The sequence below is a fragment of the Burkholderia sp. AU38729 genome (assembly GCF_020419725.1).
Taxonomy (GTDB): domain Bacteria; phylum Pseudomonadota; class Gammaproteobacteria; order Burkholderiales; family Burkholderiaceae; genus Burkholderia.
This window is the reverse complement of the sequence record NZ_JAIZQO010000013.1, coordinates 168,146-185,252: the sequence shown is the minus strand read 5'-3', so window position 1 is coordinate 185,252 and position 17,107 is coordinate 168,146. Positions and strand designations below refer to the sequence as shown.

Genomic DNA, 17,107 nt, shown 5'->3' with positions numbered 1-17,107 from the left:
CGCGGCTTACGTAAAGCTCTGCGCGAGCGAGCCGATCAGCAGCTGCCAGCCGTCGACCAGCACGAACAGCATCAGCTTGAACGGCAGCGACACGGTGGACGGCGACACCATCATCATCCCCATCGACATCAGCACGCTCGCGACGACCATGTCGATGATCAGGAACGGGATGAACACCGTGAAGCCGATCTGGAAGCCGGTCTTCAGCTCGCTCGTGACGAACGCCGGCACCAGCAGCGACAGCGGCACGTCCTCGGGCCCCTGCATCGGCGCGGCCTTCGAGATCTTCGCGAACAGCGCGAGATCGGTCTCGCGGGTCTGCTTCAGCATGAAGGTCTTGAACGGCGCGACGCCGCGCTGCACGGCCTGCTCCATCGGCATCGAGCCGTCGGAGAACGGCTTGTAGCCGTCGTTGTATGCCCGGTCGAGCACCGGCGACATCACGAAGAAGGTGAGGAACATCGCGAGGCCGACGAGCACCTGGTTCGGCGGCGTCGTCGCGGTGCCGAGCGCCTGGCGCAGCAGCGACAGCACGATGATGATGCGCGTGAAGCTCGTCATCATCAGCAGCATCGCCGGCAGGAACGACAGCATCGTGAGCAGCAGCATCGTCTGCACGCTCAGCGAATACGTGGTGCCGCCATGCGGGCCCGGGCTCGCGTTGAACGCGGGCAGGCCGTTCGCCTGCGCATACGCGAGCGCGGGGGCGAGGCAGAGGATCAGCACGGGCGCGAGGCGCGCCGCGCGATGCAGGAAGGCGTGTTTCATCGGAATGCGGGGTCGGAAAGAGGGCGCGTCGCCATGTCAGCGGTCCGTGCCGCGACCGAGGCGCTTCGCGGCTTCGCCCGCGAGCGCGTCGCGAAACCGCGAGCCGAACGTGCCGGGCAGGCCGCCGTCGGACGGGGCGGCGCCGGCGGGCGCATCGGCGGAAACAGGGGCCGCCGCACCGGCCGGCAGCGTGTGCAGCAATCGCACGTTGCCCGGCGCGACGCCGAGCACGAGCCAGGTATCGCCGATCTCGACGATCGTCGCGCTTTCCTTCGCGCCGACCGCGACGCTCGACACGACCTTCAGCGGGCCGCCGCGGCGTGCATGCTGGAAGCCGAAGCGGCGCGCGAGCCAGGCACACGCGAACACGAGACCGATCACGACCGCGAGCCCGACCAGCGTCTGCAGCACCGCGCCGAAGCCGAGCGACGGTGCGGCCGAGCCGACCATCACGCTCGATGCGATCGACCCGGGGTGGTTCACCGCGTTCATGTCGGCGGCGCTTGCCGGTGCGGTGGCGAGCGACGACGCAATGGCCGCGGCAGCCGCCGTCGCGATCACGCTGCGCGCGCGGCGGCCGGGCATCACTACGTTCACCGGTTCAGCTTCCGGATGCGTTCGGCCGGCGTGATGATGTCGGTCAGGCGGATGCCGAACTTGTCGTTGACCACCACGACCTCGCCCTGCGCGATCAGGCAGCCGTTCACGAGCACGTCCATCGGCTCGCCGGCCATGCCGTCCAGCTCGACGACCGAACCCTGCGCGAGCTGCAGCAGGTTGCGGATCGCGATCTTCGTGCGGCCGAGCTCCACGGTCATCTTGACCGGGATGTCGAGGATCATCTCGATGTCGTTGTGCGTCGTGTTTGCCGCGGCCTTCGACAGCGGCTGGAACACGCCGGCGCCCGTCGCACCGGCCGGCACCGGCTGCTCGTTTTGCTCGGCCAGCGCGGCCGCCCAGTCGTCCATGCCCGGATCTTCTTCCGCCGCGGCCGGTGCCGCCTGCGCGGCGGCGGCCGATGCCGCGAGGGCCGCGTCGGCCATCGCTTGTGCGTCGTCCTCGGGCGTCTGGTTCAGCTCACTCATATCCACCTTCCTTCATCGAATCGCCCGCGCTGATCATCTTCTGCACGCGCAACGCATATTGACCATTGAAAATTCCGTAGCCGCATTCCATCACCGGCACGCCGTCGACCTTCGCGGTGATCGTGTCCTCGATCTCCAGCGGCAGCACGTCGCCCGCGCGCAGGTTCAGGATCTTCTCGAAGTTCGACGAGATCTCGGCGAGGTTCGCGGTCAGCTCGACCTCGGCGGACTGCACCTGCTGCGACAGCACGCGCACCCAGCGGCGGTCGACTTCGAGCGCCTCGCCCTGGATCGGCGACGCGAGCACGTCGCGGATCGGCTCGACCATCGAGTACGGCATGCAGATGTGCAGCGTGCCGCCCGTCGGCCCGAACTCGATCGAGAACTGCGTGACGATGACGATCTCGTTCGGCGTCGCGACGTTCGCGAACTGCGTGTGCATTTCCGAGCGCACGAATTCGAACTGCAGCGGCCGCACGCTCTTCCATGCGGTCGTGTAGTGCTCGAACACGAGGTTCAGCAGCTTGCCGATGATCCGCTGCTCGGTGGCCGTGAAGTCGCGGCCCTCGACGCGCGTGTGAAAGCGCCCGTCGCCGCCGAACAGGTTGTCGACGACGAAGAACACGAGGTTCGGGTCGAACACGAACAGCGACGTGCCGCGCAGCGGCTTCACGTGCACCAGGTTCAGGTTCGTCGGAATCGGCAGGTTGCGGGTGAACTCGCTGTACTTCTGCACCTTCACCTGGCTGACGGAGATTTCCGCCGTGCGCCGCATGAAGTTGAAGATGCCGATCCGCAGCAGGCGCGCGAAGCGGTCGTTGATGATCTCGAGGCCGGGCATCCGGCCGCGGACGATCCGCTCCTGCGTCGCAATGTTGTAGGGGCGGACGCCCGATGTGTCGCGCTGTTCGTCGACTGAATCGGCTTCGCCCGTGACGCCCTTGAGGAGGGCATCGACCTCCTCCTGGGACATGAACTCCTGGTGACCCATACGCGCTCCTTTCTCGGCCGCGTTACTGGACGACGAACTCGGTGAACAGCACGTCGTCGACCTTCGCGCGCTGGTTGCCCGGCTGCGTCGGCTGCTCGATCAGCTCCCGCAGTTCCTTCGCGAGCGAACGTTTGCCGTCCGGCGTCGCGAGCTCCTCGGGATGCTTGTTCGACAGCGCGAGCAGGATCCGGCTGCGGATCTCCGGCATCCGCGCGGTCAGTTGCTCCTGCGCCTTCGAGTCGGTGAGCTTCAGCGACAGGCCGACGCGCAGGTAGTGCTGCGCGCCGTCGTCGGACTGCAGGTTCACGGTCAGCGGGTCGAGCGGGAAGAACACCGGCGCGGCCAGCGGCGCCGGCTCGGCGGGCTTGCTCGCATGGCCGACGCCTTCCTTGCTCAGGAACACGTACATGCCGCCGGCTGCGGCGGCTGCCGCGCCCAGCGCGATGACGGCGATCAGCGCGATGCGCTTGAACTTGCCGGAGGAAGCCGGCTTGTCGGCGGTCGGGTTTGCGGTCGTGGAGGCCATGTGAATGCGTGCGTGATGTCTCGTAGCATGCATTGTTCGGCATCCGGGCCGAGCCCGATGGGCGGAAAAGAGGGGGGATTTGCGGCTATCTCAGCCGATTGTCGGCCGGGTGTCGGCCGGATGCAGGGTAAGCGGGGGCGGAAAGGGCCGCCGGGGCTGGCGGCTGAAGCGGGTGGGGTGGGACGTGAGCGCCGTACCCGCCGCGCGGCGCCCCCGCGCCGATGGCGCCAGGCACGATTGCGCCAGGCCGGGCCGGCGCCTGGCGGGCGTCCGCCGCCCGATCAGATCGGCAGCAGCGTCAGGAGCGGCGCGATCAGCACCATCGCGACGCCCGCGATCATCATCGTCAGGCTCGACACGACGCCTTCCTCGCTGCCGATCTCGCGCGCCTTCGCGGTGCCCACGCCGTGGGCGGCCGCGCCGAACAGCGCGCCGCGTGCCAGCCGCGTGCGCATCGGCACCAGCGCGAGTACCAGCTCGCCGAGCAGCATCCCGCAGATGCCGGTCGCGATCACGAACAGCGCGGTGAGATCCTTCGGCGCGTGGATCTTGTCCGACACGGCGAGTGCGAACGGCGTCGACACCGAGCGCGTCATCAGCGAGCGCTGCAGCTCGGGCGACAGGTGCAGCAGCTTCGCGAGCAGCAGCGACCCGCACACGCCTGCACAGATCCCGACCGCGACGCCGACCGACAGCGACAGCCAGTGGCGGCGGATCAGGTCGCGATAGTCGTAGATCGGCACCGCGAATGCGATGGTCGCCGGGCCGAGCAGCCACATCAGCCAGCGCGTGTCGTGGAAGTAGACCGAATAGGGGATGCCGGTCAGCAGGACGAGCAGCACCAGCACGCCCGGCACGAACACGAGCGGCGAGAACAGCAGCGTCTTCTTGTACGCGTAGAGCCGCTTCGACGCGAAATACAGCACGACCGTCAGCACGAAGCAGCCGAACGAGATCGCGGTGTTCGCCTGATCGGCGGACAGGTTCGACAATGCGGCAAGCATGGCAGGCTCCGGCTCAGTGGGCGGACGCGGCGGTGAGGCGCGTGCGGCGGCGTTCGGCGAACACGCGCTGCACGGCGAGCCGGCGCTCGAGCTTCGCGGCGAGGTCGACCGCAACGGCCACCGCGACCATCACGAACGCGGTGCCGGCGAGCATCACCAGCGCGATGCGCCAGCCGTCCTCGCGGAACAGCCCGCCGTACTGCACGGCCGCGACGGCGGCCGGCACGAAGAACAGCAGCATGTCGGACAGCAGCCAGTTCGCGCCGTCCTTCACCCAGGCGGGCGCGACGCGGCCCGAGAACAGCAGCACGAGGAGCACCGCGAGGCCGATCACGCCGGACGGAATCGGCAGCCCGATCTTGCGCACGGCCCAGTCGACCGCCATCCACAGCGCACCGAGCGCGGCGGCCTGCAGCGCGATCCGGCCCGTGCGGGCCAGGCTGCCCGAAGCGGCGGGGCGGGCGGCGAGTGCGGCGGTCGGCTTGGTCATGGCGGGCTCCCTACAGATATTCCGTTGATGGTGGGAGTATAGGGTTTCCCCTAACCATAAATAAAATGACTTGTCTCTATCCTTGTCATTCCAATTCGGAATTCGCTTTCTGATTGCCGCACCACTTTGGGGAGTCATCGATGGAATTGCGCGCGTTGCGGTACTTCGTCGAGGTGGTTCGCCAGCAGAGTTTCACGGCGGCCGCCGACAAGCTGTTCGTGACCCAGCCGACCATCAGCAAGATGGTGAAGGCGCTCGAGGACGAGATCGGCTCGCCGCTGCTGCTGCGCGACGGCCGGCAGATGGTGCTGACCGACGCGGGGCGGATCGTGTTCCAGCGCGGCCAGGACGTGCTCGCCGCGCAGGCGCAGCTGCAGTCGGAGCTGAACGATCTCGGCACGCTCGGGCGCGGCGAGCTGACGATCGGCATCCCGCCGCTCGGCGGCTCGCTGTTCACGCCGATCATCGCCGCGTACAAGCAGCGCTATCCGAACATCGAGCTGAAGCTGTTCGAGCAGGGCGCGCGGATGATCGAGGCCGCGCTGACGTCGGGAGAGCTGGAACTCGGCGGGCTGCTGGAGCCGGTCGATCCCGGCACCTTCGAGCGGCTGCCGATGGTGCGCGCGCCGCTGTGGCTTGTCGCGCCGCGCGAATCGCGCTGGGAGGATCACGCGGCCGTGCCGCTCGCGGATCTCGCGCGCGAGTCGTTCGTGTTCTACGCGGAAAGCCTCGCACTGCACGACGCGGTGCTGGATGCGTGCCGGCAGGCCGGCTTCACGCCGTCGATCGTGAGCCGCAGCGGCCACTGGGATTTCATGGCCGCGCTCGTGCATGCGGGGGTCGGCATCGCGCTGCTGCCCGAGCCGTATTGCCGGCGGCTCGACGCGGGCCAGTTCACGTGCCGGCCGATCGTCGAGCCGGAGATCACGTGGGCGATCGCGCTCGGCTGGCTGAAGAAGGGGTATCTGTCGCACGCGGCGCGCGCGTGGCTCGACGTGGCGCGGGCGACGCTGCCGATCGCGCCGGGTGACGATCTGGCGTTTGGTGGGTTGCGGGCGAGGGAGTGAGGCCCGCCGAAGCGGTGGTCAAGCGAACGAGGCGGGCGCAACAGCCGCCCGCCGCGCGGTCAATGCCCCATCGCCGGCCCCGCGCCCTTCCTCGGCTTCGTGACCCACACGAGCGCCGCGAGCGCGCCGAACATGAACGCCGACAGCAGGAAGAAGTCGTTGGTCGCCATCATGAAGCCCTGCTGCGTGACGAGCTGGTTGAGCTGCGCATTGGCCGTCTGGCCGACGATGCCGAGCTGCGACAGCGCGCCCTGGTAGTCGGTCGTGTTCTGCGCATACACGCTCACCGATTCCGACAGCCGCGCGTGGTGGTAGATCGCGTCGTTTTCCCAGAACGTCGAGCTGGCCGCGGTGCCGATCGCGCCGGACAGCGTGCGCAGGAAGTTCGACAGCCCCGACGCGCTCGCGAGCCGGTCGTCGGAGATGCTCGACAGCGTGATCGTCGTCATCGGCACGAAGAAGCACGCGACGCCGATCCCCTGCACGAGCCGCGGCAGGATCACGTGGTTGAACGGCACGTCTAGCGTAAACGTCGAGTTCCAGATCGACACGCCGGCGAACACGATGAACGCGAAGCTCGCGACCATCCGCAGGTCGAGCCGGTGCATGTTGCGGCCGATCAGCGGTGACAGCACGAGCGCGAGCAGCCCGACCGGCGCGGTCGCGAGGCCGGCCTTGCCGGCCGTGTAGCCCATCACCGTCTGCAGCCACAGCGGGAAGATCACGACCGAGCCGAAGAACGCCATGAAGCCGAACGAGATGATCATCGCGCCGAGCGCGAAGTTGCGGTCCTTGAAGAGCGACAGGTCGACCACCGGCTCCTTCTCGGTCGCCTCCCACACGAGCATGAACGCGAGCGACACGACCGCGATCAGCGCGAGCGCGACGATGAACGTCGAGTTGAACCAGTCGCGGTCCTTGCCGAGGTCGAGCATCATCTGCAGGCACGACACGCCGATCACGAGCAGTGCCAGGCCGATCGCGTCGATCCGCTGCTTCGACGTCTTCGTCTCGCGGCCGCGCAGCAGGAAATACGCGCAGGTCGCCGAGAAGATGCCGATCGGCAGGTTGATGTAGAAGATCCACGGCCATGTGTAGTTGTCGCTGATCCAGCCGCCCAGCAACGGGCCGAAGATCGGTGCGACGATCACCGTCATCGCCCATAGCCCGAGCGCGAGCCCGCGCTTCGCGGGCGGGTAGCTGCGCATCAGGATCGTCTGCGACAGCGGCACCATCGGCCCCGACACGAGGCCCTGCAGCAGCCGGAACGCGATCAGCGTCTCGAAGTTGGTCGCGAGGCCGCACAGCGCCGATGCGACGGTGAACGCGAGCACCGACAGCGTGAACAGCCGCACCTCGCCGACCCGCCGCGCGAGCCAGCCGGTGAGCGGCACCGCGATCGCGGACGCCACCGAGTACGACGAGATCACCCAGGTGCCTTCGCTCGTCGCGACGCCGAGGCTGCCGGAAATGGTCGGCACCGCGACGTTCGCGATCGACGTGTCGAGCACTTCCATGAAGGTGCCGAGCGCGAGCCCGACGGTGAGCAGCGCGAGCGCACCGCCGGACAACGGCGCGGGTTCGGCGGCGGGGGCGGCGGATGCCGTGGTGGCGGACATCGGAATCTCCTAGACGCGGCGCGCGCGACGCGCCGGCGCAACGCACGGGTGTGCGCCGCAGCGCAACCCGGCCGGGTGGAACGGATAAAGGGAAAAGGGGAGCGCGTGCCTTGTCATCTTCTGCCCAGACAGATAAATAAGCGAGTGCTTAACCTAGACATGGGGCCTCCGCGCACCTCAGCCGTCTGCTTCTTCGTCGGGTTTCGGGCAACCGGTCGAACTGGGCCCGTTGGCGATGAAGCGCTGCAACAGGCCGGTGAGCGTCACGAGCTCGTCGGCCGAGAAACCGTCGAGTTGCGCGTTGAGCGCGTTCGCGATCAGCGACGGCAGCGCACGCGCGGCGTCGGCGCCGCGTTCGGTCAACGTCAGCTCGATCATCCGGCGATCCTGCTCGCTGCGCGAGCGGGCGACCAGCCCCTTGCGTTCGAGGCGGTCGAGCATCCGCGTCATCGACCCGCTGTCGTACGACATCTTGCGGGACAGCTCGAACGGCGTGCGCGCATAGCCGCGCGACAGCAGCAGGATCACGCCGATCTGCTGCGCGGTGAGGTCGAGCGGCTCGAGCGCACGGTCCATCCGCTCGACGAGCGCCTGCTTCGCCTTCGACAGGTAATAGCCGAGGCTCGTTTCCAGCGCGATGTTCTCGGGATCGTAGAGGCCGCCGGTCATGCGATTGCGCGCGCAGCAATAGTGCGTTTCGGATTTAAACGCGCCCAGTATCTTGAAAATTGGTTGCTTAGTCAATATTATTTGAGGCAACCAGTTACGACGTGCATGTTGCACTGCCGGAGACTATGTTCTGACCGATGCGCCCGCGCTGCGGGCACCCCGAGGATGTTCGCGATGCTGTTCCTGAAAAATGCCGCCGGCGCGCTGCGCCGCAACCTGACCGATACCGCTCATCATGCGTTTTCCGGGCCGCACCGCGGCTGGAAGATCGCGCTGTACGTGACGATGCTGGTGGTCCCGGGCGGCTCGCTCGCGGCGCTCGGGTTCGCCTGGTTCGATCATCGCCGGCAGCGCAACGCGAAAGACGGCGCTCGCCGCGCGGGCCAGCCGGCCGCGACGGAGCCGTCGACATGGCGGTCCGCCGCCGAACCGCTGCCGCTGCCCGCGCGCTGCCACTGACCGCTGACCGCTGACCGCGCGCGTCTCCCGCCTTCCTGGCTGCTCCGCTGGGCGCCGGCCGCGCCCCGCACGGCCGGCGTCGCATCCCCGTCTTCCCGTCAGCTGGCCGTAATGGCCGGTAAACCGGCCGCTCGCGCCGGTAACACATTCCTGTCGCCGCGCGCCGTACCCTTGGGGCTGCGCAGCTTTCCCGCCGTCAGTTACCATTTGTCCGCCAGCGGCACGACGACCGCATCGCGCGACGCCGCTCGCCGGACGTCGCGCCCAGACAGGAAAAACCACCATGCCGTACGCCTCCCTCCCGCGCGCCCCTCGCCCGCTGAGCGCCGCCGTCGCCGTCGCGACGGCCGTGCTGCTCGCCGGCTGCGCCGTCGGGCCCGACTATCACCGGCCCGACACGTCGATCCCCGCCGCCTACAAGGAAGCGCCGGCCGGCTGGAAGGTCGCGCAGCCCGCCGACCGCACCGACCGCGGCGCGTGGTGGACGGTCTACAACGATCCGCAGCTCGATGCGCTGATCGGCAGGCTCAACGCGTCGAACCAGACCATCGCGCAATCGGCGGCCGCGTACCGGCAGGCGCGCGCGCTCGTCACCGAGGCGCGTGCCGCGTATTTCCCGACCGTCGGGCTGACCGCGTCGGGCTCGCGCGCCCGCACGCCGCGCACGTCGGTGTCGTCGGGTTCGTCGTCGAGCTTCGGCAGCGGTTCGTCCGGCTCGATCAACAACAGCTACAGCGTCGGCCTCGACGCGAGCTGGGAACCGGACCTGTGGGGCAAGGTGAGTCGCACCGTCAGCGCGCAGCGCGCCGGCGAAGCGGCCGCCGCGGCCGATCTCGCGAACGCGCGGCTGTCGCAGCAGGCACTGCTCGCGCAAACCTATTTCCAGCTGCGCACGTCCGATGCGCTGCAGAAGCTGCTCGACGACACCGTGAAGTCGTACGAACAGTCGTTGAAGCTCACGCAGAACCAGTACGCGCAGGGCGTTGCCGCACGTGCGGACGTGATCCAGGCGCAAACGCAGCTGCAGAGCGCGCAGGCCGCATCGATCGACAACGGCGTGGCCCGTGCGCAGTACGAGCATGCGATCGCGACGCTGATCGGCGAACCGGCGTCGACTTTCTCGCTGCCGCCGAATCCGCTCACGGCCGAGCCGCCGATCACGCCGGTCGACGTGCCGTCCGCGATCCTCGAGCGCCGGCCCGACATCGCCGCGGCCGAGCGCCGTGCGGCGGCGGCGAACGAGCAGATCGGCGTCGCGATCGCCGCGTTCTTCCCGACGCTCACGCTGTCGGCCACCGGCGGCTTCCAGAGCTCGGTGTGGTCGCAGCTGTTCACGCTGCCGGCACGCTTCTGGACGGTCGGCCCGCAGCTCGCGGCCACGCTGTTCGACGCCGGGCTGCGCGCCGCGCAGACCGACGCCGCGCGCGCGACCTACGACCAGGACGTCGCCGCGTACCGCCTCGCGGTGCTCACCGCGTTCCAGGACGTCGAGGACAACCTCGCGTCGCAGCGCATCCTCGCGCAGGAAATCGACGTGCAGCGGCAGGCCGTCGACAGCGCCGAGCATTCGCTCGCGATCGTCACGAACCAGTACAAGGCCGGCACGGTCGCCTACCTGAACGTGCTGACCGCGCAGACCACCGCGTTCACCGCGCAGCAAAAGCTCGCGACGATCGCCGGGCAGCGGATGACGTCGTCGGTCGGGCTCGTGAAGGCGCTCGGCGGCGGCTGGAACGTGGCTGAGATGACGCGCGAGAACGGCGACGTCGCGGCGCCCGTGCCGGCGTCCGGTGCGGCCGCGCCCGCGGCCACCGCACCGCTCGCGCAGAAGTAGGAAGGAAAGGGCGACGCGCGCGTCAGCGCTGCGCGTCGCCGAAGATCAGCGACACCTCGTTGTTGCCGATCGGATGGCCGAGCAGGTTCAGCAGCCCCGCGAGGTTCGCCTGCTGCTCGGGCGCCGAGTGCGCGGTGCCGCGGAACGAGCCCTGGCCCGGGCCGAAGGTGCCGTGGCCGTCGAGGAACAGCGGGCCCTGCGTCGTCGACAGGTCGAGATCGGCGCCGGCCCCCTTCGCCTGCAGCACCGCGCGGTACGAACCGAGCGGCTTCACGCGCGAGACGCGCGAACTCATCGACTCGATCGTCACCGTCAGCTGGCCGAACGCGTTGTTGCCGATCAGGCGCCAGTCGCTCCAGCCGAGCCGCACGTCGCCCTGCAGGTCGAGCGTGTTGAACGGCGTGCCGAGCCCCGCGAGCAGCGACGCGGGCACGGCCATCGTGCCCGCCGACAGCACCGCGCCGCGCCACGTCGCATCGAGCGTGACCGCGTCGGGCATCGCCTCGGTCTGCCGCATGCGCATCTGCACGCGCCCGGTCAGCAGCGGCCAGAAGCGCGTGGTCCATTCGACCCGGCCGGGCAGCAGCGTCGCCGCGCTCTGGTCGGCCCCCGGCGCGAGCATCAGCGTGCCCGAGCCGTGCCACAGCGACCCGTCGGGATCGACGAGATTCACGTGCCCGCCGGTCGCGCGCGCGAACTGCGGCGCGATCCACGCGGCCGGCGCAAGTGCGACGAGCGTCAACGCCGTCGCCAGGCCGCCCGCCAGTACCCACGGCAATGCGGTGGCGAGCCGCCTCAATCCCGGCCTCATCGGCCGACTGCCACTTGCATCGTCCAGCTGCGTCATTTCTGCGTGGACGGTTGCATCACGGCCGTCAGGTCGACCTGGCCATCGTCCTTCAGCGCAGTGGCATGCGCCTCGCCGACCTGGACCTTGAACTGCCGGCGCGCATCGTCGAGCCACTGCGTCCACGCCGGGAACGACACGTTCTTCATCTGGATCTGCACACCGTTGCCGACGATCTGCACCTGCGCGCCCTGCAGCCCGTGATCGGACAGCGACGCGGTCAGCGCGTCCTTCAGCGCGAGGCCGGTCGGCGCGACGCCCTGCGCGGCGGCCGTCAGCGACTTCGCCTCGTTCGCCTGCGCGGTCATCTGCGCCAGCTCGCGGCGCATCGTCGGCAGCTCGCGCTGGATCCGCGCGCGGCCTTCCTGCGCGGGCGACCACAGCACCGAATACGCGATCGCGACCGCCAGCACGGCGCCGCCCCAGCCGAGCAGCATCTTTTCGCGCTGGGAGCGCTCGCCCCAGAACTGGGCCAGCGTCTGGTTCAGTTGTTCCGTCTTCATGAGCGGCTCCGGATCGTCCATTTGCCCGTGTTGCTGTCGACTTCGCCGGACAGTCCGTTACGCGCGAGGCGCTGCGTGAAATCGGGATCGACCTTGACCTCGGGCTTGAAGCCGACGTCGAGCCGCCGGTCGTGATAGTCGAGCGACGCGATGCCGTTCAGCGGCAGCGCGCCCATCGAACGCGACAGCCCGCTCGCCAGCGCGAGGAAATCGTTCGGCGACAGTTCGCCGGCCGCGAGACGCAACTGGTCGAGCTGGCGCTGCATCTGCGCGGGCGGATCGAGCACCGTCGTCGTTTTCGGGAACGCGGACAGCAGCGTCTCGGTGATCTGCGCGGACAGCGCATCGCGCTCGCGCGACAGCTTCCACCAGTGCAGGTTCATCCCGATCACCGCCACGCCGAGCGTCGCCGCGACGAGCGCGAGCGGCACGCGCAGGCGCTTCACCGTCGCGCGGTCGAAGCGCCACGGCTGCGATTCGAATTCGAACTGGCACAGGTCGAACTTCTCGGTCAGCGCGCGCCGCGCGAACGCGTCGAACGACAGCGGCGCGGCGCCCGGCAGCAACGGGCCGCCGTCGGTGCGGCCGACCGATGCGAGCCGCGGCTCCGCGCCCGGTTCGCCGAGTTCGTACAGTTCGACGTCGCCGCCGCCCGCCAGCGCGGCCAGTGTGCCGGCCGCACGCGACGCGGGCGCCGCGAAGCCTTCGCCGAGCGCACCGCGCGCGACCGCGAGTTCGAGGCGGGGTGCACCGGCTGCAGCCGGCAGCGCGCCGGCTTCGACGAGTACCGGCTCGACCGATGCCGCAAGCCCGAGCACCGCGGCCACCGTCGCCGGACGGGCGGGCGGCGCCTCGACGGCGTCCGCAGCAACCGCAGCGGCATCGACCTCGCTGTCGGCCGGCGCGGCGGTGACGTGCGGCGCCGGCAGGCAGCGGGTCGCGGGCACCGCGCTGAGGTGCCGGTGGCCGGCCGCCGTGAACGCTTCGCAGATCGTGCGGAACCACGCGCGATCGACGACCGCCAGCACACGGCGCCCGTCGGGCAGCGCATCCGGATCGAGCGCGATATGGCAGCCGAGCGGATCCTGGATCAGCTGATCCTCGACGATGTTGGGCAGCGCCTGGCGCAGCTTCGGTCCCTTCAGCGGCGGCACGGTCGCGGCCAGCAGCAGCACGTCGCGCGCGGCGACGATCAGCACGGTCGCATTCGCGCGCGGCAGCAACGCAAGCGCGGCGCGGCCGGCGCGCTGCACGTGGCCGGCCTTGTCGACGAGCGTGAACGGCAGCTCGGGCCACTGCCATTCCTGCAACGGCACGGCAGGCTCGCGCGGCGGCAAAGAAACAATCAACGTGCTCACAAGAGCTCCTCTCCCGATTGGCGTCGTTATAGCTGGTCGCGAATGCGCACGACCCGTGTCGAGTGCGTGGTCGGATCACGATACACGAGCGAGGTGCGATCAACCTCCGCCCGGTCATGCTGGATCCGGCCATGCACGATGAAATAGCTCGAATTGACGTCGATGACGCTCGAGTCGAGCGTCACGTTCGGCGCACCGGCGCCGCGCAGCGCGAGCTGCACGTCGCCGACGTTGCGGAAGAACACGGTCTCGCGGCGCGACACGAGCGCCTGCGCGGACGACACGCTCATCCCCGGCATCAGCGCCGCGATCACCTCGGCCGGCGCCGTGTTCATGTTCACGGGCGTCGTGGTAGGCAGCACGGTGACGAACGGGCGCAGCCGCGCGACCATCTCGGGCGTCACGCCGTCGACGTCGAGCAGGCTGTCGACGCCCGTCATCATCAGCGGCGCGGGCCCGCGATCGCCGCCCGTCATGCCGGGATCGTCGGTGAAGCCGCCGCCTTGCTGATCGGTCGTCACCGGCGCGGTGACCGGCGGCGCCGTGCCGCCACCCGGCAGCGTCGGCATCTGGAAACGCGTCGCCGAATTCAGCAGGCTCGCGCGCACCTGCAGCGCGATGCGCTTCGCGAACGCGCCGTCGTAGCCGAGCGTCGTCAGCAGGCGCTGGAATGCCTGAACCTGCGTGACGTTCAACTGCAGCACGCCGGGCGCCGGCGACGCCACGAGGTTGCGCAGGTTGAACTTCGCCTGCGCGTCCTCGATCGAGCCGGAGAGATAGGTGTCTTCGCCGCCGGCGTCGTTGGGCGCACCGATCCGGCCGAGGAAGTCCGACAGTTTCGTCTTCGCGATCGGCACGCCCCAGATGCCGCCGAGATACGTGATGCCGGGCGCCGTATCGCCTTCGGAACGCAGGATCATCCGCGTCCAGTCGAGCGCGCCGCGCGCGACCCACTGCGCCTGCGCGATCACGCGCTGGTTCTCGATCCGGCGGATCTGCACCTGCTGGCGCCACAGCATCCCCGAGACGAGAATCGCCGACAGCGCGACGACCAGCAGCGCGGTGATGATCGCCGCGCCGCGCTGGCGGCCGCGTGCCCGTGCGTGACCGGCAGCACGGGCGGCAAGCAATGAGCGGTGAGGGCGCGCGCGCATCGTCATTCCCCGACGAGGAAGATGCGCGTGACCGGCACACGCAGCGACGTCGCGCCGATGCTGACCTGCAGCCCCGTCACCGCGCGTGCAGGCGGCGCGTTGCCGATCTGCGGCACCTTGAGCGCATCGTTGTTCTGCGCGAGCGCGTCGTTGGCCGTCTGCAGGTTGGTGGTCCAGCCCACGCGCGGCACGTATAGCTTCGCGTCGATCGCGCCGACGCCGCCCATCAGCGCGACCCAGCTCCAGCCTTCGACGCTGCTGTCCTTCAGCATGTTGCGCAGCCGGTTCGCGTCGTCGATCGGCGGCGATGCATAGCGCACGACGCGCCCGCCGGCGATCCGGTAGCGCACCACCTGCAGCCGCGGCGCGACGCCCGGCACCTCGAGTTCGCGGACGATCTGCAGCGTATTGCCTGCCACGCCGATCGCCGGCTGGCCGGCTTCGTCGTCGGTCGCGGCGAGCCGCGCGTCGATGCGCATCTGGTCGAACATCTGCGCGAACACGCGCTCGTCTTCCATCGCGGCCGCGACCTTGTCGCGACCGCGCATGATCTGGTCGAGCCCGCGCCACGCGAGGATCGCGACCACCGCGAGGATCGCGATCGCGATCATCAGCTCGATCAGCGTGAAGCCGCGGGCGGGGCGGGCGAGCGGGCGTCGCATCGGCGCGTCAGAGCGGACGGCTGGTTTCATTCGCGACCACCGTCACCATTTGCGCGAGCACGCCGGTGTGCCCGGGCATGCTCACCGAAATCCGCACGCGCCGGAATACCGGGTTGGGCGTGGTGCTCACGCGCTGCGTGCAGACGAGCTGCACGTTGCCTTGCGAGCAGTCGAAACTCTGTTCGCCGATCTCCGGCCACGCATGCGTGAGCCGCATCTGCGCGAGCGCGTTGTCGGCGCTCCAGCCGGCGAGCAGGCGGTGATGAAGGTCGGACGCGTTGTTCGCCATCGTGCCGACCGCGCGGATCGACGCGGCGAGCGCGACCGCGATGATCGCGAGTGCGACCAGCACCTCGATCATCGTGAAACCGCGCGATGAAGAAACGGAAGAGGGCAGGCGACGACGCATCGTCATTGCACCTCGTAGCGGCCGTTGCCGGTGCCGACGATCGTCGCGCTGCCGACCGCCGAATGCAGCGTCACGCGCACCGGCGTGTCGATGCTCTCGGTGCCGAACACGACGCGGTTCGCATGCGTGTCGGCTCCCGGATAGTCGATGTCGGCGCCCGTGACGCCACCGTCCCAGTCGCGCGGGCGCAGCAGGTCGTCGCGCAGCGTGCGCCAGCCGTCGGGCGAGCTCACGTCGAAACGGAAGCCGTGCGCGGTCGGCTGCCACGCGATCGGCCGGGCACGCACCTGCGCTTCGTCGCCGGCCGTCTCGAACAGCAGCGCGATGCGCTGCGCTTCCTCGCGCAGGTCGGTACGCGGATTGCGCGTGAGCGACAGCGACGCGAGCGACACGAGCAGCCCCGCGATCACGAGCACGACCAGCATTTCGAGCAGCGTGAAGCCGCGCGCGCGATGACGCCGCGCGCCGTGCTCTGCTTGCCCGCCGTCGGCACGCACCGGCGCGGACGAAACCGCGCCGCGACGCACACGGCAATCGCGGCCGCAGCGGAAGGTCGTGCGAGTGGCGAGCATGAAGACGGGAACGAAACGTCGGGCCGGTCAGCGAGCGCTTATTGCCACGAACCGATGTCGGTGTCGTTGCCTTCGCCGCCTTCCTTGCCGTCGGCGCCGTAGCTGAACACGTCGATCTCGCCGTGCACGCCCGGGTTCAGGTACTTGTAGCCGTTACCCCACGGATCGTTCGGCAGGCGCTCAAGATAGCCGCCGTCCTTCCAGTTGTTCGGGATCGGATCGGTGGACGGCTTCTGGATCAGCGCGTTCAGGCCCTGATCCTGGGTCGGGTAGCGGCCGTTGTCGAGACGGTACAGCTTGAGCGCCTGCATGATCGTGCCGATGTCCTGCTTCGCGGCGATGCGGCGTGCCTCGTCCGGGCGGCTCATGATCTTCGGCACGATGAGCGCCGCCAGGATCCCGAGGATCGCGACCACCACCATGATCTCGATCAGCGTGAAACCGCGCTGGCGACGCACGGCCGCGTTGCGGCGAGTGATCCACGTTTGCATGACTGACTACCTCTTTCCAAAAAATGTCGTTGGTCGGGTGACGCACCCGCGCACCGGACGATTGCCTGACGGCAACCTTCCGAACCCGCGGGCGCGGAGCACGCATTGTAAGGCGCGCATTGCCGAGGGCTTTCACCCAACGCAAATTTCATATACATCCGTACAATAGCGCGCATGAACGCGCTCTCGATCCGGATCCTCTCCCTAGCCCTCTTCGCGGGTTTGTGCGCGACGGCCACCTACTGGGTCGTCACGCTGTCCGCCCGCGAAGCGCCGCTGCCCGCCGCCGCCGCGCGGCTGCCGATCCGCACCGAGGACGCCGCGGCGCTCTTCGGCGGTCAGCTCGACAAGAATGCCGTGCAGGACATCCACCTGTTCGGCATCCTCGCGCTCGACCACGGCGGTGCCGCGATCATCGGTGTCGGTGGCGAACCGCCGCGTGCCGTGTCGCTCGGCGCGGACGTCACGTCGGGCGCGAAGCTCGCCGAAGTCCGCCCCCGCTCGATCATCGTCGAGCGCAACGGCGCCCGCACCGAAGTCCAGCTGCCCGCCAACACGCCGTCCCCGGCGATCTACGTGCGCTGAAGCCGAAGGCGACG

The 17,107-nt window shown here is 69.2% G+C and carries 21 protein-coding genes; 4 read left to right on the top strand and 17 right to left on the bottom strand.

What is annotated here, in order from left to right; translation table 11 throughout:
• Positions 1 to 6 precede the first annotated feature (6 nt).
• The 7 genes from fliP to LGM56_RS30505 form a co-directional block, all read right to left on the bottom strand.
• A complete protein-coding gene (fliP, locus tag LGM56_RS30535) occupies positions 7 to 768 on the bottom strand; it encodes a flagellar type III secretion system pore protein FliP (RefSeq protein ID WP_089455315.1) in 762 nt (253 codons plus the stop codon).
• A 36-nt stretch (positions 769 to 804) separates the two neighbouring features.
• A complete protein-coding gene (fliO, locus tag LGM56_RS30530; protein WP_226207614.1) occupies positions 805 to 1,365 on the bottom strand; it encodes a flagellar biosynthetic protein FliO in 561 nt (186 codons plus the stop codon).
• Complete coding sequence (fliN, locus tag LGM56_RS30525; RefSeq protein ID WP_069246732.1) at positions 1,362 to 1,853, bottom strand: flagellar motor switch protein FliN; 492 nt, start codon at positions 1,851 to 1,853, stop codon at positions 1,362 to 1,364. The genes fliO and fliN overlap by 4 nt, the downstream gene beginning before the upstream one ends.
• Positions 1,846 to 2,844: a flagellar motor switch protein FliM gene (gene fliM, locus LGM56_RS30520; RefSeq protein ID WP_069246733.1), complete on the bottom strand. Its 999-nt coding sequence runs from the start codon at positions 2,842 to 2,844 to the stop codon at positions 1,846 to 1,848. The genes fliN and fliM overlap by 8 nt, the downstream gene beginning before the upstream one ends.
• A 22-nt stretch (positions 2,845 to 2,866) precedes the next feature.
• Positions 2,867 to 3,403: a flagellar basal body-associated protein FliL gene (gene fliL / locus LGM56_RS30515; protein WP_089424119.1), complete on the bottom strand. Its 537-nt coding sequence runs from the start codon at positions 3,401 to 3,403 to the stop codon at positions 2,867 to 2,869.
• Between the two features lie 248 nt (positions 3,404 to 3,651).
• Complete coding sequence (locus LGM56_RS30510) at positions 3,652 to 4,374, bottom strand: LrgB family protein (RefSeq protein ID WP_039351943.1); 723 nt, start codon at positions 4,372 to 4,374, stop codon at positions 3,652 to 3,654.
• Positions 4,375 to 4,387: 13 nt separating this feature from the next.
• Positions 4,388 to 4,864 (bottom strand): CidA/LrgA family protein, encoded by a 477-nt coding sequence (locus tag LGM56_RS30505; protein WP_089424120.1) that lies wholly within the window; start codon positions 4,862 to 4,864, stop codon positions 4,388 to 4,390.
• 140 nt (positions 4,865 to 5,004) lie between these two features.
• On the opposite strand from LGM56_RS30505, the gene LGM56_RS30500 reads away from it, so the two are divergent.
• Positions 5,005 to 5,931 carry a LysR family transcriptional regulator gene (locus tag LGM56_RS30500; RefSeq protein WP_085041246.1) on the top strand — a complete coding sequence of 309 codons (927 nt, stop codon included), beginning with the start codon at positions 5,005 to 5,007 and terminating at the stop codon, positions 5,929 to 5,931.
• Between the two features lie 59 nt (positions 5,932 to 5,990).
• Here the strand turns inward: LGM56_RS30500 and LGM56_RS30495 are convergent, their stop codons facing one another.
• Entirely contained in the window at positions 5,991 to 7,550 is a 1,560-nt protein-coding gene (locus LGM56_RS30495) for a DHA2 family efflux MFS transporter permease subunit (protein WP_089471857.1), read from the bottom strand.
• A 177-nt stretch (positions 7,551 to 7,727) separates the two neighbouring features.
• Positions 7,728 to 8,219 (bottom strand): MarR family winged helix-turn-helix transcriptional regulator, encoded by a 492-nt coding sequence (locus tag LGM56_RS30490; RefSeq protein ID WP_226207613.1) that lies wholly within the window; start codon positions 8,217 to 8,219, stop codon positions 7,728 to 7,730.
• Positions 8,220 to 8,393: 174 nt separating this feature from the next.
• Here LGM56_RS30490 and LGM56_RS30485 point away from each other — a divergent pair, with 174 nt between their 5' ends.
• Together LGM56_RS30485 and LGM56_RS30480 are read left to right on the top strand one after the other, a co-directional pair.
• On the top strand, positions 8,394 to 8,678 hold the full coding sequence (locus LGM56_RS30485) for a multidrug ABC transporter ATPase (protein ID WP_089439027.1): 285 nt from the start codon (positions 8,394 to 8,396) through the stop codon (positions 8,676 to 8,678).
• Between the two features lie 283 nt (positions 8,679 to 8,961).
• Entirely contained in the window at positions 8,962 to 10,512 is a 1,551-nt protein-coding gene (locus LGM56_RS30480) for an efflux transporter outer membrane subunit (protein WP_226207612.1), read from the top strand.
• A gap of 22 nt (positions 10,513 to 10,534) precedes the next feature.
• Here the strand turns inward: LGM56_RS30480 and LGM56_RS30475 are convergent, their stop codons facing one another.
• From LGM56_RS30475 to gspG, 8 genes are read right to left on the bottom strand one after another with little or no spacing between them, the layout of a single operon-like run.
• On the bottom strand, positions 10,535 to 11,323 hold the full coding sequence (locus tag LGM56_RS30475) for a type II secretion system protein N (RefSeq protein ID WP_226207611.1): 789 nt from the start codon (positions 11,321 to 11,323) through the stop codon (positions 10,535 to 10,537).
• Positions 11,324 to 11,355: 32 nt separating this feature from the next.
• Positions 11,356 to 11,862 (bottom strand): type II secretion system protein GspM, encoded by a 507-nt coding sequence (gspM, locus tag LGM56_RS30470; RefSeq protein ID WP_069249188.1) that lies wholly within the window; start codon positions 11,860 to 11,862, stop codon positions 11,356 to 11,358.
• On the bottom strand, positions 11,859 to 13,220 hold the full coding sequence (gspL, locus tag LGM56_RS30465; RefSeq protein WP_226207610.1) for a type II secretion system protein GspL: 1,362 nt from the start codon (positions 13,218 to 13,220) through the stop codon (positions 11,859 to 11,861). Before gspL ends, gspM begins: the two co-directional genes overlap by 4 nt.
• 26 nt (positions 13,221 to 13,246) lie before the next feature.
• On the bottom strand, positions 13,247 to 14,374 hold the full coding sequence (gspK, locus tag LGM56_RS30460; protein ID WP_226207609.1) for a type II secretion system minor pseudopilin GspK: 1,128 nt from the start codon (positions 14,372 to 14,374) through the stop codon (positions 13,247 to 13,249).
• A gap of 2 nt (positions 14,375 to 14,376) precedes the next feature.
• Complete coding sequence (locus LGM56_RS30455) at positions 14,377 to 15,036, bottom strand: type II secretion system protein J (RefSeq protein ID WP_039351910.1); 660 nt, start codon at positions 15,034 to 15,036, stop codon at positions 14,377 to 14,379.
• A 7-nt stretch (positions 15,037 to 15,043) separates the two neighbouring features.
• Positions 15,044 to 15,451, bottom strand: coding sequence for a type II secretion system minor pseudopilin GspI (gspI, locus tag LGM56_RS30450; RefSeq protein WP_413226810.1), 408 nt, complete (start codon positions 15,449 to 15,451; stop codon positions 15,044 to 15,046).
• On the bottom strand, positions 15,448 to 16,017 hold the full coding sequence (locus LGM56_RS30445; protein ID WP_226207608.1) for a GspH/FimT family pseudopilin: 570 nt from the start codon (positions 16,015 to 16,017) through the stop codon (positions 15,448 to 15,450). Before LGM56_RS30445 ends, gspI begins: the two co-directional genes overlap by 4 nt.
• 38 nt (positions 16,018 to 16,055) lie before the next feature.
• Positions 16,056 to 16,508, bottom strand: coding sequence for a type II secretion system major pseudopilin GspG (gspG, locus tag LGM56_RS30440; protein WP_011350483.1), 453 nt, complete (start codon positions 16,506 to 16,508; stop codon positions 16,056 to 16,058).
• A 174-nt stretch (positions 16,509 to 16,682) separates the two neighbouring features.
• Between gspG and LGM56_RS30435 the strand changes: the two genes are divergently transcribed.
• Positions 16,683 to 17,093 (top strand): type II secretion system protein N, encoded by a 411-nt coding sequence (locus tag LGM56_RS30435; protein WP_039351532.1) that lies wholly within the window; start codon positions 16,683 to 16,685, stop codon positions 17,091 to 17,093.
• Positions 17,094 to 17,107: the final 14 nt, after the last annotated feature.